Genomic DNA, 16,102 nt, shown 5'->3' on the forward strand with positions numbered 1-16,102 from the left:
ACCTGGAGCGGAGAGGTGTACGACGTGGAGGATGACCATCCGCACCGTGCTCTTCGACGTCGACGGCACCCTCGTCGACTCGAACTACCTCCACATCGACGCCTGGCAGCGCGCGTTCGCCGAGCTGGGCACGCCCGTCGAAGCGTGGCGCATCCACCGCGCCCTCGGCCGGGACTCGCGCCAGCTCCTGCGGGAACTCGCGGGCGAGCGCGACGACGGGTGGAACGACCAGGCGCGCGCGCTGCACGCGCAGCACCTCCGCGAGCTCGCGCCGAGGCTGCGGGCCTTCGACGGCGCCGCCGACCTGCTGCGCGCGGTCGCCGACCGCGGCATCCGGGTCGTGCTCGCCACGTCCGCCGCCGATGAGGAGCTGACGATGCTGCGGCGCGCGATCGACGCCGACGACGCCGTGCACGCGGCCACCTCCGCCGACGACGTGGACGAGGCCAAACCGAACCCGGGCATTCTGGAGGTCGCCCTGAGCCGCGCGGACGCCGCCGCCGAGGAGGCGCTCGTCGTCGGCGACTCGGTGTGGGACATGACCGCCGCGGGACGGGCGCACATCCGCTCGGTGGGCGTGCTCTGCGGCGGGGTCGGGGCCGGCGAGCTCACGGACGCGGGGGCCGAGAAGGTCTACGACGGTCCCGCCGCGGTGCTGGCGGAGCTCGACCGGCTGGTGTGAGCCCGGCTCAGTCCGGCAGCTCGCGCAGCGCGCTCGTGCGCTCCCCGGGCCGGTCGCCGGTGTTCACGGTGCCCTTCGGCTCGAACAGCACGACCAGTGCCTCCTCCTCGGCGAACGGGCAGTGTTCGGCGCCCTTCGGGACCACGAACACGTCGTGCGGCCCCAGCTCCACCTCGCGGTCGCGGAGCTGGATGGTCAGCCGTCCGGAGATCACCAGGAACAGCTCGTCGGTGTCCGGATGCGCGTGCCAGATGAACGAGCCCTGCAGCCGGGCGACCTTCACGTCGTAGTCGTTGACGCTGGTCAGCCGGTGCGGCTGCCAGGGCTCCGGGACGAGCGCGAACGCCGCGTCGAGGTTGTGGACGCCGTCTGTGGTCATGGGGTCAGCGTAGGGAGCGCACCTTGCCAAGGACAGTCCCTCGGGCGTTTGATGCTCACAGGAGCGTCCACCGACGGAAGGATGGCCATGTCCGCGAGCGAACTCGAGATGTCCAGCGTCCGCTACCCGTACCGGGGGCGCATCTTCCACGTGGAGAAGAAGGCGCCGGGCGAGTGGGTGGTGCTCGACGAGAGCCACGCCGAACTCGGACGCCTCGTGCGCGTGTCGGCCGAAGGCGAGGAGCACGAACCCGTTTTCGGGGCCATCCCGATCGGCTACCTGGAGACCTTGCACGAAGGATCGGACTGGAAGTTCCTGGTCGCGTCGCTGATCAACGAGGCGCTGGACGAGGAGCCCGCAGCGACGGGCAACCAAGGACAGGCGTAGGGCCGCCGCGGGAACGATGACGCCGGGACCGGCGGCCTGAGGCCCGGCGAAGAGGGGCGGGCTACGATCCCCGCAATGAACGCAGCGCTGCGCACGACGCTCGGCTGGGTGGCCGCGGTGCTGCTCAACCTCGGCGCCGTGCTGTTCGTGGTGGGCCTGATCGTGCCCCGCTCCGGCGACGCGTCCATCCTGGAGGTCGGGATCGGGATGCTCAGCGCCGGCGTGATCGTCGGCGCGGTGTGGCTCTACGGGAGCCGGCGCGCGGGGAGGCGCTGAGGGAACCCGCAGGCTCGCGCCGGGACGCGAAGCGGCCCCGCCCGGGATGACGTGGGCGGGGCCGCGGTCTGTGCGCCGCGTTCGGCAGTCGGAGCCGATCTCGCGGCGGTCCGCTCAATCCGGCGGCTCGGTGCTCTCGACCAGGTCCGGGTTGGACGGCTGCTGGGCCGGGTCGAAGTCCGCGGGCGGCGGCTCGGCGCCGCCGGAGCCCTCCGAGGCCGGTCCCTGGGTGTCCCTGGTTGTCACATCCTCGGCGCCCTCGGGTGCGATGCCCGTCTCGTGCGGGGCGGAGACGTCGTCGCCCTGACCCGGCTCGTCCTGGCCCGGCTCGTCCTCGTCGGGCTCGGCGGCCTGGGCGTCGCGTCCGGCGCCGGAGTCCTGGCCCTGCTGCTGGCCCTGCTGCTGGCCCTGCTGGCCCTGACCCGACCGGCCTCCGCTCTCGAAGCGCTCCGGCTCGTCCTCGGCGGGGACGCCGAGGTCGTCCGTGTTCGGGAGCCCGCTGGTGTCGCTCATGCTCTGCCCTCCTCGCTGTACGACGTGGCCGAGTCGTCGTCCTCGTTCCTCGGTCGGTCCGGGTCGAGGTCGGCGATCACGTCCTGGATCACGTTTTGGTCGGCTGTGGGCGTGACGGCGCCGCCGTCGTCGCCCTCGAGGTCGCCGGCGAGCCCGTTGGTCGGGTCGTGGCCGGTGACCGCATCCTTGTCTTCGCGCTGATCGCTCATACGGCCCACGCAACGCCGAACCCCCCTGCGTCCGCAAGGGGGTTCACCGTCACCGAAAGGGGCGTACGCTACCGGTTCGCCGCCGCCACCAGCTGGTCCAGTTGCTCCGCGGTCACGGGGCTGCCCGGGAACGCGGCGGCGCGCACGAGCGGGATGGACTCCGCCATCCGGCGCAGGCCCGGGTCGTTGAGCATGGCTCCCATGCCCTGCGCCTGCGCGCTCTGGGAGAGCGCAGACATCAGGATGGGGCCGCCGACCGGGTGGTTGAGCCACTCGCCGAGCGTCGAGTCGACGGTGAGCGGCGCCGCGCGGCCGTCGCCGGCGAGCGTCACCACGACGGAACCGCGCAGGTCGCGGGACGACGCCCCGACCGCCACGATGTAGTCGCCGCCCTCCACCGTCCAGCCGTCGAGCTCGGTGTCGAAGTAGGCCAGGTCTTCGGCCGCCAGGTCGATCACGACGGTCTCGGTGGCGCCAGCGGCCACCGCGACGGTGGCGAAGCCCTTCAGTTCGCGGACCGGCCGCTGCACGCGGGAGCCCGGCACCGACACGTAGACCTGCACGACCTCCCGGCCGTCACGGCCACCGGTGTTGGTGACGTCCACCGACACCCGGACGCCGCCCTCCGCCGTGACCGTCGCCGTGGGCTCCCCGAACGCGAAGGTCGTGTACGACAGGCCGTGGCCGAACGGGAAAGAGACCGCCGCGGCACGCGCGTCGAAATCGCGGTAGCCGACGAAGAGGCCCTCGCCGTAGCGCACGTGCCCCTTCTCGCCGGGGAAGTTGAGGTACGAGGCGGTGTCCTCCAGCCGCACCGGGATGGTCTCCGCGAGCCGCCCGGACGGGTTGACGACGCCGAACAGCACGTCGGCGATCGCCCCGCCGCCGGCCTGGCCGAGCAGCCAGCCCTCCACGATCGCGGGCGCGCGGTCGGCCCAGCCGGAGACGCGCACGACGCCTCCGTTGGAGAGCACGACGGTCACCCGCGGGTTGGCGGCGATCACGGCCTCCAACAGCCCGGTCTGCGCAGGCGGCAGCTCCAGGTGCTCGCGGTCGAAGCCCTCCGACTCGTCCTCGCTCGGCAGGCCGAGGAACACCACGACGTCGTCGGCCCCGGACGCGACCGACACGGCCTCCGCCGTCAGCGCCACCTCGTCGGCGTCCGCCCCGAGCGTGTAGCCCGGGGCGAAGACGACCGTCGCGTCCCCGGCGAGCGCGTGCAGCTCGTCGAGCGCGTTGTCCAGCCGGGTCGGGACGATCTGCGAGGAACCGGCGCCCTGGTAGCGAGGCGTGCGCGCGAACTCCCCGACGACCGCGATGGTGCGGCCCGCGTCGGTCGCGAGCGGCAGGACGCCCTCGTTCTTGAGCAGCACGACGCTGCGGCCGGCGACCTCCCTGGCGAGCGCGTGGTGCGCCTCCGCGTCGTAGGTCGCGGCGGCGTCAGCCCCGGCGAGCGCCTTGCCGACCAGGTCGATCACGCGGTCCGCCGCGGTGTCGAGCACCGGCTCCGCCAGCGAGCCGTCGCGCACGGCGGCGACGAGCCGCGCGTCGGTGATGCCGCCGCTGGATGGCATCTCCAGGTCCAGCCCGGCGACGAGCGCGCTCACCCGGTCGTTGACCGCGCCCCAGTCGGAGACGACGAGCCCGTCGAAGCCCCACTCGTCGCGGAGGACGGAGGTGAGCAGCCACGGGTCCTCGCTCGCGTAGACGCCGTTGATCCGGTTGTAGGAGCACATGACCGTCCACGGCTGGGCGTGCGTCACGACATGCTGGAAGCCGCGCAGGTAGATCTCCCGCAGCGGGCGCTCGTCCACGTCGGCGCTCACGCGCAGCCGGTCGGTCTCCTGGTTGTTGGCGGCGAAGTGCTTGAGCGAGGCGCCGACGCCCTGCGACTGGAGACCGCGCACCAGCGCGGCGCCGAGCCGGCCGGAGACGATCGGGTCCTCGGACAGGTACTCGAAGTTGCGTCCGCACAGCGGCGAGCGCTTGATGTTGATGCCCGGCCCGAGCAGCACGCCGACGCCTTCGGCTTTGGCCTCCTCGCCGAGCGCCGCGCCGACCCGCTCCAGAAGTTCGGCGTCCCACGAGGAGCCGAGCGCGACGGCGGGCGGGAAGCAGGTGGCCGGGACGCTGTCCCCGATACCGAGGTGGTCGCCGCCCTGCGCCTGCTTGCGGACACCGTGCGGTCCGTCGGTCAGGTAGATGGACGGGATGCCGGCGCGCTCCACGCCCTCGGTCTCCCAGAAGCTGCGGCCGCTCGTGAGCGACGCCTTCTCCTCCAGGGTGAGTTCGGTTGCTCGGGGCAGGCTGTCGACCATGATTCTCCTTCGAACGGCGGCGTAACAAAACCTTACACCACTCGGTTTTATGGTTCAGGGGCCGCACGCATTCGTGACGAATGTGGCGAAAGCGACGCTGAGAACGGACATTCGTGACGAATCGCGGTAGGGCGTCGCCGTCACAGGCGGCGCATGAGGTCGCGGAGCGCGGTCATGTATTGGGTGGAGGCCTGGTAGTTGGGGTGCGTCGCCACCTTCACAAGGTAGAGCGGCGGTCCGAATTCGTCTGCCCCCCGGTCGATCTCGTTGTCCTTGAAGGACGCGTCAGGGAACCCGAGGTAGTCGGTGCGCCGCCACAGGTTCACCCAGGCGATCTGGCCGTCCGGCTGGGTCAGGAGCTCGCGAAGGGTGGGCTTGTCGCGCTCGGCGGGGTCGCGGCCTCCTGAGCCCTCGGCCCGGTGGTCCTCCACGACCTGCTTCAGCCACGGATCGGCCGTCCACAGCGACGGCGCGCGGCTGGGGAGAGTGCCCAGCGCGGCCGGCCCGAACAGCTCGGGGAAGAACCGGCCGAAGTAGGCGCGGAGCTGCGTGCCGTAGGTGAGCAGGCCGATGTTCCTCAGGCCGTCGGTGGTGTCGGCGCCGAGGGTGAAGATCGTGGAGACGGCGAGGACTGCGCCGAGGCTGTGCGCACTGAGGACGACCTTGCGGCGCTGGCGCGTGGTCAGCGCACGCAGCTCGTCCCTGGCGCGCTCCTCGGCGGTGCGACGGTCGCCCACGGTCCCCGCGCTGGCGGAGATGTCCGCCTCCAACCAGGCGACGATGCGGTCGCGCAGCTCCGGGATGACCCGCTCGGCGTAGCAGGGCGGCCCGAACGGATGGCCGGCGCGGGGCAGGAAGCACATCAGGTCCCACATCACGCCGATGGGACGCTCCTTGGTCGTGATCGCGTTCTCCGCGATCGTTACCACAGCGGCGACCGAGATCACGCCGAGCGCCGGGAGGGCGAGGTCGAGGAGAACCGGACGCAGCGATTGCGGGAGCGCGATTGCGGCCATGACGCCGAGGGCGAGAAGCGCCGCGAGAACGCCGAGCACAGGCTCGCCGCGGTGGAACAGCGCGGCCGACCGGCGGGCGTTCAACATCCGGAAATCCAGCTTCCCCGCCGACTTCACCTGGGGCACGCGCCCGTCGCGGTAGCTGCGCAACGGCTCGCGCAGCGCCCGGCCGCCGACGGTCTCCGGCGTCGTCAGCCGCGGCGTGGTCCGCATCCGCAGCAGGGCGACGACCAGGACGAAGAGGACGAGCAGGACGGCCATCACCGGCACCGTCTCACCGAAGGTGCGGTATGCGACCGGGGTGGTCAGGCCGCCGGGCGTCAGCGGGCAGATCGGGGTCGGGCCGCCGGATGAGGCGAGCGCACACTGAGTGCCGAGCACGAGGAGCGTGGAGAGCAGCATCGCGCCCCCGAGCGAGAGCAGCATGATCACTCCGGGACCGGCGCCGCGCCAGCCCTCGTAGGCGAAACTGCGGCGGCGGCCCATCGGCCAGAAGATCACCAGCGCGGCGAGCAGCACGGCGGACAGCGCCGCGAGCAGGTACGCGACGGTGGTGAGCGGCGCGAGGTGCATGTCCTTCGGCGTCGAGACGACGGCGACCAGCAGGGCGACGCCGCCCACGGCGACCACGAGCACCGACAGCCAGCGCGGCACGCCGCGGCGCCAGCCGAGCGCCGAGAGTGCGATGGCGAGCAGGACGCCGAGGATGATGGAGGGCGCGATCACCAGCCCGAGGAACGACGGGGCATGCCCGCCGGTGCGCCCGGAGGGAATCGCGACCGGCACTGCCACGGCCACCGCGACCGCGGCGTACACGACGATCGCGGCCAGCAGCACCCAGCCGGCCACGGCCTCCCGCTGCCGCAGCTTCAACCGGATGAGCGAGTGCCGGCGAGCGTCCCGGACGGCCGCCTCCTCGCCCTGCATCGCCCGCTCGTCGCGGCGGCGCACCGTCGTGTCCACGTTGCGCACGACGAGGACGACGATCAGCATCAGGCCCGCTGCGGCGAGCGCGGCGCCCAGCGTCAGCCACCAGCGCGACAGGAGCGGCGTGGTCGCCGGGTCGAGGCACTCCGGAGGGAGGTCGACGCCGGCGGGCGCGCACGTCCAGAACACGCCGTCCCAGCCGACCAGCAGCGCCGTAAGGAAGAACGCCGCCGCCGTGTGCAGCAACTCGCTCGGGGCCTTCACGCGGGTGATCCCCCAGAATCCGTCGGTCGCGAGAGGGCGGCGCGGGGTGGCGGCTTGGCCCTCCGCGACACCGCTGAGGTCGCCGGCGGTGCGGATCTTCGCGACGGTCCCGAAGATCCCGGCCTCGTAGCGGGTGCGCGCCTGATGCGAGACGAAGAACAGCAGCAGTACGCCCGCGATCGGCACCAGCGAGAGGAGCGCGACGCGGATGCCGCGGTGGTCGAGCCCGGGCGACATGAAGAAGGCGGTCACCCAGCCGGGCAGCGCCGGGCACAGCGACGGGCGGGCCAGGCACTGCGTCCCGATCAGGTCGAGGCTCACCGACGCGAGCGCGCACACGTACAGCAGGGTCAGACCGAGCGCGAACACCCGCAGCGACGCCGCGCCGCGGCCGGCCTGCCATTCGCCGGTGCGCGGCTGGTCCGGGATGCGACGCGTCCAGTACGCGGTGTTGCACAGCCCGAACGGCAGGATGAGGAGCCAGGCGAGCTGCACGAAGAACTGGCCGATCGCCACGAGCGCGCCGCCGCCGTAGCGGGCCAGCATCCCCCACGAGTAGCCCTCGCGCCGGATCACCGTCGGCGGCGTCGCCGGATCGGTCGGATCGACGGGGTCGGCCGTCGGCACGTAGAAGCCGCCGTTCTCGTCCGCCTGGTCGGGGCGCACGTCGCCCGGCGCGACGCCGAGCATCTCCGCCGGCGGCGTGTTCTTGATCCCGTGGATCCGGAGCTCCAGGACGGTCGGCCCGCGCGAAGCGAAGACCGACGGCGACCGCGCCATGCCCGCAGGGTACCGGGGGGCGGACCGGGGCGTCTACAGCTTCTGCACGACTGTGCAGGACTCTGGTCGAGCGGGCCGCGACAGCGTACTCTCCTCGCTATGAGCAACCCTGAAGAGCCCATCGGCGACGCCCGCGAGAACCTCGAGGGCAGCTACACCGAGTCCGACGACGAAGGACCCCACGAGCGCACGGTCCACGGTCAGTACACCGAGAGCGAGGAGAACCCCGGCCCGGTGCCCGACGTCGAGGGCACCTACACCGATGTCGAGGAGCCCGCTGAGGCGCCGGAGGGCGACTACACCGAGGGCGACTACCGCGAGCCGTGAGCCGCGAGCCGCGAACGCTGAGCGGGCGACCGCTCAGGCGTAGCGCCTGCGCGCCTTCTCGGCCTGCTTCTTGGCGTTCTTGCGCGCCTTCTTGACGTTCGGGTCGTTCCAGAACGCGGTCACCGACTCGACGATCTGGTCGTAGCGCTCCCGGCCAGCGCGGGAGCCCAGGACGTAGGCCGCGGCGATGACGAGGAGTACGAAAAAGGTCTTGGGTCGCATGACGCGACGATATCCCCCGGCCGATGCGCTGGGAAGGGTCGACCGCCTCAGACGTCCGCGTGCTCGCGCGAGCGGCGCAGCCTGGTCAGGAGCAGGTGCAGCGGCTGCGACAGGAACAGGATGAATAGCCAGAACATCCCGACGGCCGGCACGAGGACCGCGAGCACGAGCGCCAGGGCGATCAGGATGACGAAGGTCCAGCCGCGGAGCAGGTCGGACTGCGCGCGCCCCTCCGCCGTCAGGAGCCCGGGCGTGCGGACGATCAGAATCCCCATGAACTGCATCGCCAGCGTCGTCAGGAGCAGGTCGCCGATGTAGAGCGCATAGACGTCCGGCCGGCCGTTCGGGCTGTCGGAGAGCACGTTGGCGGTGAACGGCATGAAGACGATGGAGGCCAGCCAGAGCATGTTGAGCCAGAGCAGGCCCGCCGTGTAGCCCTCGATCCAGCCGAACACCTGGTGGTGCACCATCCAGAGCCGCGCGATGACGACGAACGAGATGGCGAACGCGAGGAGCTGCCAGAAGTTGTGCTGGAAGTAGGCGCCGATGCCCTCGTGCGCGACCTCCGAACTGGCGTCGACGAGCGGCAGGATCAGCAGGGTGATCGCGATCGCGACCACCGCGTCCGAGAAGTTGACCAACCGGTCGAATCCCCGCGTCCGAACCTGCGCCATACGCACATCATGCCCGAGTACGCGAATAATCGGTCGGAAACCGTCGAGTCCGCGAATAGTCTGCGTACTCGGCGGGTGGGGATCGGTCAGACTGGGGGGATGGCGCATCTCAATACGGGGCCGGGCGAGTACGACCTCACAGCGAGCGCGATCGTCCTGCGCGAGCGGGAGGGCGGCACGCACGTGCTCGTGCACCGCCACCGCAAGCGCGGGCTGCTCATGCAGCCGGGCGGCCACGTCGAACGTGCGGAGGACCCGTGGGCCGCAGTGGCGCACGAGCTCCGGGAGGAGTCCGGCTACGACCTGGAGCAGCTGCTCCTGCTTCAGCCGGCGCACCGGATCGAGCGCGCGGAGGGCATCGCCGTGCTGCCGACGCCGCTCCTTGTCGACGTGCACCCCATCACCGACGAGCACGCCCACACCGACATCGTCTATGCGTTCGTCGCGACCGGCGACCCGGCGGGGCTGCCGGGCGAGGACGAGTCGCAGGAGCTCCACTGGCTGCCGGTGGACGAGCTGGACGCCCCGCAACCGGCCGGCGAGCTCGCGCCGGGCCTGGCCGAGGTCGTCCGCTACGCGACCGACGCGATGAAGTCGTCGATGCTGGTCACGGTCACGCCGCCGCGGGCGAACACCTTCGCGGTGAGCACCTGGCGCACCTCGGGGTCGGAGTCCCGGCAGCCGTCCTCCAGCACGACCACCCGGTAGACGCGCCACCTGGTCGAACTACTTCGCCCGCGCCTTGTTGTTGCGGGCATCGTGCGTCAGCTCGATCAGCCCGAGCTGCTCCAGCAGCGGCGGGAGGTACATCCCGAACCGGCCGCGGTAGCCCTTGCGCAGCCCGTACCAGCCGCCGACGGGATTGACCGGGTCGCGGCCCCAGGCCTCGATCGTGCCGGCGACCACCGGTTTGTTCTCGTCCGCGGCGCCCAGCGGCACCCAGTCGCCCTGCTCGCGCAGCCACGCCGTGAGGTCGTCGATCGCGCTGGCATGGTAGCTCAGCCGGGTCGAGCCGACCTGGCAGACCAGAGCGGGCGGGTCGGCTTCGTCGTCCCGGTACATCGTGTACTCGGAGGTGCCCGGCGCCGTGGTCAGCCGCCACGGATCGTCCTTCGTGCCTGCGCTCATGGTTCCTCCTGTCACCCTTGCGAGAAGTCTGGACCTGTTCAGCCGCAGGCCACCAGTACCGCGTCGCTCACGTCGCTGAGGTGCCGGAGTGCCCGGCGGCGCTCGTCCGCGGTGTTGGTCAGGTAGGCGAGCACGATGTCACGCACGGGGTCGGCCCAGACGTTGCAGATGCTGCTGCCGTTGTGGCCGAAGGTGCGCGGGTCGGCGCGCGAGCCGGTCGGCCGGGGGAGCCCGATCGGGCCGCCGAGCTGGAAGCCGTGCGCCCAGCGCACAGGGAAACCCATGATGCGGTCCGGCTCGCCGTCGCTCGAGACGGCCCGCGCCGCGGCGATCGTCTCCGGCCGGAGGACGCCCTCGCCACCGGCGAGCAGCATCCGGTAGAACTCCGCCAGCTCGCGGCCGTTGGTGCTCACCGCCGCGGCCGGCACCGGCACCGCGCGGGTGCGCGGCCGGTTGAAGAGGAGGGTCCGCGCCCGCTCGGGAGCGCTCAGCGCGCGCAGCGGGACGGCCCGGTCGGCCGCGGTATCCGGGAGGCCGAGGGTCGTCTCGGTCAGGCCGGCCGGCCGGAGCAGGTTCTCGGCGATGAAACGCTCGGCCGGCATCCCGCTGACGCGGCGGACCAGCTCGCCGAGGATGAAACCGAAGCTCAGCACGTGGTAACCCACGACTTCACCGGCGGCCCAGCGCGGACGCGCGTCCTCCGCCGCCGCCACGGACCGCCGCGGGTCGGTCATCCGCACCGTGTCGCCGAGGAGGGTGCCGGTCGAGTACGGCACGCCGGCGCGGTGCGAGAGGACATGCCGGATGGTGATGTCGGACTTGCCGCCGCGCGCGTAGGCGGGCCAGTGGGCGGCCACGGGATCGTCCAGGCGCAGCATCCCGCGCTCGGCGAGCAGGTGCACGGCGAGCGCCACGAACGGCTTGCTCACCGAGAACGTGTAGTACAGCGCGTCGCTGTCGCAGCCCACCCGGCGGTCGAGGACCACCTCCCCGCCGTGAATGACGGTGAACCAGGACGCGCCCCCGCGGGCGTCCACGAGATCGAGGACGCGGCGGAAGTCGGGCATGACCGCATCATCGCGTGCCTCGGGGGGCGGTGCAAGGCAGGGCGCGCGCCTCCCAGCGCACACTTGCGTTCGTCATCTGCCTACTGTATACAGAATACAGATCACCACCGCACCACCACCGCACCACCCCCACAGCACCATCACAGCAGAGACTCTCAAGGAACGAGGTACTCATGTCACGCGTCGACTCAACGGTGAGAAGGGCGCTGGCCATCACGGCGGCCGCCGCGCTGGCCCTCGGGCTCGCCGCCTGCTCCGGCAGCGGCGGATCCGGCACCAAGACCGTCGTCTGGTCCACCTGGGGAACTCCCGAGGAACTCACCCGGTACAAGGAATTCGACACCCAGTTCATGAAGCAGCACCCCGACATCAAGGTCGTGCTCCAGCCGGTCGCCGACTACGGCGACTACCACACCAAGCTGCTCGCACAGCTGGCCTCCGGCACCGCCCCTGACGTCTTCTACATCGGAGACGACAAGATCGGCCAGTTCGTCAACTCCAAGGCGCTTCTGCCGCTCAACGCCCTGATGAACTCCTCGGCCAGCAAGACCAAGCCTGCGGACTTCGCGCAGGGCCTGTTCGGCGCGACCAAGAAGGGCGACGAGCACTACGCGGCACCCAACGACTCCAACCCGGACGCGCTCTGGTACGACAAGGCGGCCCTCAAGAAGGCCGGCGTCACCGAGGACCCGGCGAAGCTCGCAGCCGAGGGCAAGTGGACCACCGCGGCGTACCTCGACATGAACGAGAAGCTGCACAAGGCCGGACTGACCGGCTCGATGTTCTGGAACTACTGGTCCACCCACTACGGCTGGATCTCGTCGCAGGGCGGGAAAGCCTTCGACGCGAGCGGGAAGTTCGTCGCGAACACCGACCAGACCAGCGTCAAAGCGATGGATGTCCTGGCCAAGAACTTCCAGAACGGCACCTTCGTCGTCGCGGACACCCTCCCGACGGGCGCAGGAGCGGACAGCGTCTTCGTCACCCACAAGGCCGGCTTCTTCGTCCAGGGCCGCTACACGATCGGCACGGTGAAGGCCGCCGGCGACCCGGAGAACTACGACGTCGCGCCGTGGCCGACGCCCTCCGGCAAGGCGGCGCCGACCGGCGTCGCGGTCAGCTATCTGGCGATCAACGCCAAGACGAAGAACCAGGACGCGGCGTTCACCTTCTGGACGAACTTCCTGTCGGCCGAAGGCCAGACCTTCCGCCTGAAGGGCGGCGGCAACGCGGTCCCGTCCATCAAGGGCGCCGACTCCGTCGTGCTCGACGGCTACCCTGCCCACGCGCAGACGCTGCTCGACATGCGCGACATCGGGTTCGAGGACCCGACCACGGAGGCGTCCGTCCCCGGGCTCTCCAGCGACATCAGCGACAAGATGCTGGCGCTGTACCAGGGCAAGGAGTCCACGCAGGCCACGCTCGACGACGTCGCGAAGATGATCGCCGACAAGACCGGCGGCAAGTGAGGCGACGGACGTGAGCGCAGTGGGTCAGCAGGCCGTTGCCGAAGCAGCAGTCCTCGCCGAGGCCGGCGCCGTCCCCGCGACGCCAGGCGGGCTCCGCAGGGAGTCCGCCTGGCGGCGTCGCGACCGGCGCTGGGGCTACGTCTTCGTCGGCCCGCAGCTGCTCGGGATGGCGCTCTTCGTCGTCGTGCCGTTCGTGGCGAGCATGGTGCTCGCCTTCGCGCACTGGGACGGGCTCAACGACCTGAGCTGGGTCGGCTTCGACAACTTCAGGACGGAGCTGTCCGACCCGCTGTTCGGGAGGGCCATCCTCAACACCCTGCTGATCGCGGTCATCACGGTGCCGATCGGTCTCGACCTCGCCGTGGTCCTCGCTGTCGCGCTCGAGCGGCTCAAGACCCGGACGCTCTACCTCATCCTGTTCTTCGCGCCGGTCGTCACCTCGTCCGTCGCGGTCGCGATGATCTGGCAGCAGCTCTTCCGCAAAGACGGCGTGATCAGCGGCCTCATCGCCTCCGTATTCCACATCGCGCCGCCGGACTGGCTCGGCGACCCGCACTTGGCGCTGCTCGCGGTGTGCATCGTGACCATCTGGTCGTCGGTCGGCCTCAACGTCATCATCTTCCTGGCCGGCCTCCAGAACATCTCCCCCGCGGTCATCGAGGCCGCGCGGCTCGACGGCGCCGGCGCGCTCACCCTGTTCTTCCGGGTGCGGCTGCCGCTGCTCTCGCCGATCGTCTTCTTCTCGACGGTCATCGCGTTCATCAGCTCGCTGCAGACCTTCGACACGGTGTTCATCCTCACGGCGAACGCCGGGCCCGACAACGCGACCCGGACGATCGTCTACCACATCTACGACCTGGGCTTCGGGAAGTTCCAGTTCGGCCCCGCGAGCGCGGCCTCCATCATCCTGCTGGTCATCACGCTGATCATCACGGGCATCCAGTTCACCGCGCAGAAGAAGTTCGTCCACTACGAGGATGGTGCCGCATGACCGCCGCAGAGCTCCGGACGCCGCGCACCGGCCGTGGCGCCGCCCGCGCCCGCAAGACCGTCCTCCACGTCGTGCTGCTCGCCGGCGGGATCGCGATGGTGTTCCCGTTCCTGTGGATGCTGATCACGTCGTTCAAGTCGCTGCCGCAGCTGCTGAACGACCCGCTGAGCTTCTGGCCGCAGCCGTTCACACTGCAGAACTACGTGGACGCCTGGAACGACGTGCCGTTCGGCACCGCCTACTGGAACACGATCTACATCGCCGTGCTCGTCGTCGCCGGCACGCTGGTCACCGCCGCGATGGCCGGGTACGCGTTCGCGCGCATCCCGTTCCGCGGCAGCCGGGTGCTGTTCGTCGTCTTCCTGGCGACGCAGATGATCCCGATGCAGGTGACCCTGATCCCGTTCTACTTCCTGATGGCGAAGCTCGGCTGGGTGGACTCGCACCTCGCCCTCATCGTGCCGGCCGCGCTCGCCAACCCGTTCGCGGTGTTCCTGATGCGCCAGTTCGTGCTGTCGCTGCCGAAGGAGCTCGAGGAGGCCGCGATCGTCGACGGCGCCGGCCGCTGGCGGATCTTCTGGAGCATCATCCTCCCGAACCTGAAGCCGGGACTCGGCGCGCTGGCGATCATCGTGGCGCTCAGCACCTGGAACAACTTCCTGCTCCCGCTGGTGATCCTCAACACCCAGGACCTGTTCACGGTGCCGCTGCTGCTGCAGAGCTTCCGCGGCCAGTTCGGCTCGGTGAACTACGGGCTGATCATGGCGGCCTCGGCCATCGCCACCGTCCCGATGCTGATCGCGTTCGTGATCGGGCAGCGGCGCATCCTGAACAGCATGGCGGCGTCGGGGCTGGGCGGCCGGTGAGCGCCGCGGACCGGGTGTCGCCGTACCTCGACCTGGTGACGGCGCCCTTCACACTGCCGGGGTCGCGCATCCTGGTGTTCCGCGACGGCGATGCACTGACGATCCGTCTCGCGGAGTACGAGCGCGACCTGGACGACTGCGTGCTGGTGCGGGCGCTGCGGGTGCTCGACGGCGAGGGGAGCGCGATCCGCGTCTCGCGCGTGCGCCCCGACCGGGTCGAGTTGGACGGCGTGACGCTCACCTTCGACGGACCGTCCGCGCTGAGCATCGGCGGAGACGGGTCGTGGACGGTGGAGGTCGGCCTCCCGTCCGGCGAAGCGCTCCTGCTCTCCTCGGTGGACGGCGCGGTGCGGATCTCCGCAGATGGGATTTCCCGCGGCGACGCCCACGATAACGCTCTCGCCGCGACCTCCCGGGTGTGGGACGACTGGTTCGCCCGTACGCCGCAGGTCCGCGGCGACCTCGCCGACATGACCGCGTTCTGCTGGTGGGTGCTCGGGGCGAACATCGTGTCGCTGCCCGGCCGCGGCGCCCGCGCGGTCGTGCCGTCGAAGATCGGCTACGTCGGCCTCTGGCAGTGGGACGCCTACTTCATCGCCTCCGGCCTCCGGCACGGCGATCCCGAGTTGGCGCGTGAGCAGCTGGAGCTGGCCTTCGCGTTCCCCCGTGCCGACGGGCAGCTGCCCGACGTGGTGCACGACGAAGGCATCCTCGCGTCGAGCGACGACCTCCCGCCCGGCGACCGGGAGAACCTGCGGCGCGCCGGCTCGGCCATCGCCGATCCGACCGCGCCCATCCCGCTGACCAAGCCGCCGCTCGCCGCCTGGGCGTTGCGCAGGCTGGAGGGTTACGTCGACGACCCGGCGTTCTTCGATCGCGCCTGGGAGGCCGTGGCCCGCAGCCAGGACTGGTGGTTCGCCGGCTCCGACCTCGACGGCGACGGGATGCCCGAGTACGGCCACCCGTACTCGTCAGGACTGGACGACAGCCCGGTCTTCGACGCGGAGCTTCCGGTGGCGTCGCCGGACCTGGCGGCCTACCTGATCCTGCAGGACGACCTGCTGGCCGCCCGGGCGCGAGCTGTCGGGGATGGGGACGCAGCTGCCCGTCACGCCTCTCGCGCGTCCCGCACCCTCGCACTGCTGGAAGGGATGTGGGACGAGTCGGCAGGTTACTTCCGCTCGTACGGCGCCGGCTCCCCCATCGACGCGGAGACGGCCGTCTCGCTCCTGCCGCTGCTCACCGGCCGGCTGCCGGGCCGCTACGTGGCCCGCATCCTCGCCGCCCTGGACGACCCGACCCGGTTCGCCACGAAGTGGTCCGTGCCCACCGTGGCGCGCCGCGAGCCCTCCTACTCCGATGAACGCATGTGGCGCGGCCCGGTCTGGGTCAACGTCAACGCGTTGCTGGCGGAAGGCCTCGCGGTCTCCGGCCACCCCGACCGCTCGCGTGCGCTGATCGAGGAGACGTTGCGTCTGGTCCGGCACGGCGGCGGACCGCACGAGTACTACAACCCGGAGACCGGCACGAAGGCGCCGCGCGCGACGACCGCCTTCGGCTGGTCGGCGGCGCTGTTCGTGGACCTCGCTGTGCAGGTCAGCGCCTGA

General features: G+C 71.0%; 18 protein-coding genes. 9 read left to right on the forward strand and 9 right to left on the reverse strand.

Translation table 11 applies throughout. From position 1 onward, the window contains the following. Nucleotides 1-31: 31 nt before the first annotated feature. The gene (locus AC1ROW_RS10835) at nt 32-682 is read left to right on the forward strand and encodes an HAD family hydrolase (RefSeq protein WP_493018893.1); all 651 of its coding nucleotides are present in this window, start codon (nt 32-34) and stop codon (nt 680-682) included. Between the two features lie 7 nt (nt 683-689). On the opposite strand, the gene AC1ROW_RS10840 is transcribed toward AC1ROW_RS10835, so the two are convergent. Then, nucleotides 690-1,061: a cupin domain-containing protein gene (locus AC1ROW_RS10840; protein WP_493018894.1), complete on the reverse strand. Its 372-nt coding sequence runs from the start codon at nt 1,059-1,061 to the stop codon at nt 690-692. Between the two features lie 87 nt (nt 1,062-1,148). On the opposite strand from AC1ROW_RS10840, the gene AC1ROW_RS10845 reads away from it, so the two are divergent. Continuing rightward, nucleotides 1,149-1,448 carry a hypothetical protein gene (locus AC1ROW_RS10845; RefSeq protein ID WP_493018895.1) on the forward strand — a complete coding sequence of 100 codons (300 nt, stop codon included), beginning with the start codon at nt 1,149-1,151 and terminating at the stop codon, nt 1,446-1,448. 75 nt (nt 1,449-1,523) lie between these two features. Continuing rightward, a complete protein-coding gene (locus tag AC1ROW_RS10850) occupies nt 1,524-1,724 on the forward strand; it encodes a hypothetical protein (protein WP_493018896.1) in 201 nt (66 codons plus the stop codon). 114 nt (nt 1,725-1,838) lie between these two features. Here the strand turns inward: AC1ROW_RS10850 and AC1ROW_RS10855 are convergent, their stop codons facing one another. From AC1ROW_RS10855 to AC1ROW_RS10870, 4 genes are all read right to left on the reverse strand, one after another. Continuing rightward, nucleotides 1,839-2,237 carry a hypothetical protein gene (locus AC1ROW_RS10855; RefSeq protein WP_493018897.1) on the reverse strand — a complete coding sequence of 133 codons (399 nt, stop codon included), beginning with the start codon at nt 2,235-2,237 and terminating at the stop codon, nt 1,839-1,841. Then, nucleotides 2,234-2,446: a hypothetical protein gene (locus AC1ROW_RS10860; RefSeq protein WP_493018898.1), complete on the reverse strand. Its 213-nt coding sequence runs from the start codon at nt 2,444-2,446 to the stop codon at nt 2,234-2,236. The genes AC1ROW_RS10855 and AC1ROW_RS10860 overlap by 4 nt, the downstream gene beginning before the upstream one ends. Before the next feature lie 68 nt (nt 2,447-2,514). Next, on the reverse strand, nt 2,515-4,764 hold the full coding sequence (locus AC1ROW_RS10865) for a glycoside hydrolase family 3 C-terminal domain-containing protein (protein WP_493018899.1): 2,250 nt from the start codon (nt 4,762-4,764) through the stop codon (nt 2,515-2,517). Nucleotides 4,765-4,904: 140 nt separating this feature from the next. Beyond that, nucleotides 4,905-7,751: a hypothetical protein gene (locus AC1ROW_RS10870; protein ID WP_493018900.1), complete on the reverse strand. Its 2,847-nt coding sequence runs from the start codon at nt 7,749-7,751 to the stop codon at nt 4,905-4,907. Between the two features lie 99 nt (nt 7,752-7,850). On the opposite strand from AC1ROW_RS10870, the gene AC1ROW_RS10875 reads away from it, so the two are divergent. Continuing rightward, entirely contained in the window at nt 7,851-8,078 is a 228-nt protein-coding gene (locus AC1ROW_RS10875) for a hypothetical protein (RefSeq protein ID WP_493018901.1), read from the forward strand. Nucleotides 8,079-8,111: 33 nt separating this feature from the next. Here AC1ROW_RS10875 and AC1ROW_RS10880 read toward each other — a convergent pair whose 3' ends face one another. Together AC1ROW_RS10880 and AC1ROW_RS10885 are read right to left on the reverse strand one after the other, a co-directional pair. Then, on the reverse strand, nt 8,112-8,300 hold the full coding sequence (locus AC1ROW_RS10880) for a hypothetical protein (protein WP_493018902.1): 189 nt from the start codon (nt 8,298-8,300) through the stop codon (nt 8,112-8,114). A 47-nt stretch (nt 8,301-8,347) separates the two neighbouring features. Beyond that, nucleotides 8,348-8,974 carry a TMEM175 family protein gene (locus tag AC1ROW_RS10885; RefSeq protein WP_493018903.1) on the reverse strand — a complete coding sequence of 209 codons (627 nt, stop codon included), beginning with the start codon at nt 8,972-8,974 and terminating at the stop codon, nt 8,348-8,350. Between the two features lie 99 nt (nt 8,975-9,073). Between AC1ROW_RS10885 and AC1ROW_RS10890 the strand changes: the two genes are divergently transcribed. Then, complete coding sequence (locus AC1ROW_RS10890) at nt 9,074-9,682, forward strand: NUDIX hydrolase (protein ID WP_493018904.1); 609 nt, start codon at nt 9,074-9,076, stop codon at nt 9,680-9,682. A gap of 18 nt (nt 9,683-9,700) precedes the next feature. On the opposite strand, the gene AC1ROW_RS10895 is transcribed toward AC1ROW_RS10890, so the two are convergent. Continuing rightward, nucleotides 9,701-10,102 (reverse strand): DUF6855 family protein, encoded by a 402-nt coding sequence (locus AC1ROW_RS10895; protein WP_493018905.1) that lies wholly within the window; start codon nt 10,100-10,102, stop codon nt 9,701-9,703. A gap of 38 nt (nt 10,103-10,140) precedes the next feature. Continuing rightward, a complete protein-coding gene (locus AC1ROW_RS10900) occupies nt 10,141-11,169 on the reverse strand; it encodes a serine hydrolase domain-containing protein (protein ID WP_493018906.1) in 1,029 nt (342 codons plus the stop codon). A 173-nt stretch (nt 11,170-11,342) separates the two neighbouring features. Here AC1ROW_RS10900 and AC1ROW_RS10905 point away from each other — a divergent pair, with 173 nt between their 5' ends. From AC1ROW_RS10905 to AC1ROW_RS10920, 4 genes are read left to right on the forward strand one after another with little or no spacing between them, the layout of a single operon-like run. After that, the gene (locus AC1ROW_RS10905; protein ID WP_493018907.1) at nt 11,343-12,638 is read left to right on the forward strand and encodes an ABC transporter substrate-binding protein; all 1,296 of its coding nucleotides are present in this window, start codon (nt 11,343-11,345) and stop codon (nt 12,636-12,638) included. 10 nt (nt 12,639-12,648) lie between these two features. Further along, nucleotides 12,649-13,629, forward strand: coding sequence for a carbohydrate ABC transporter permease (locus tag AC1ROW_RS10910; RefSeq protein ID WP_493018908.1), 981 nt, complete (start codon nt 12,649-12,651; stop codon nt 13,627-13,629). Next, nucleotides 13,626-14,495 carry a carbohydrate ABC transporter permease gene (locus AC1ROW_RS10915; protein WP_493018909.1) on the forward strand — a complete coding sequence of 290 codons (870 nt, stop codon included), beginning with the start codon at nt 13,626-13,628 and terminating at the stop codon, nt 14,493-14,495. The genes AC1ROW_RS10910 and AC1ROW_RS10915 overlap by 4 nt, the downstream gene beginning before the upstream one ends. Then, complete coding sequence (locus AC1ROW_RS10920) at nt 14,492-16,102, forward strand: amylo-alpha-1,6-glucosidase (protein ID WP_493018910.1); 1,611 nt, start codon at nt 14,492-14,494, stop codon at nt 16,100-16,102. The genes AC1ROW_RS10915 and AC1ROW_RS10920 overlap by 4 nt, the downstream gene beginning before the upstream one ends.

This window comes from Leifsonia sp. GW821-FHT13C09, from assembly GCF_058806435.1.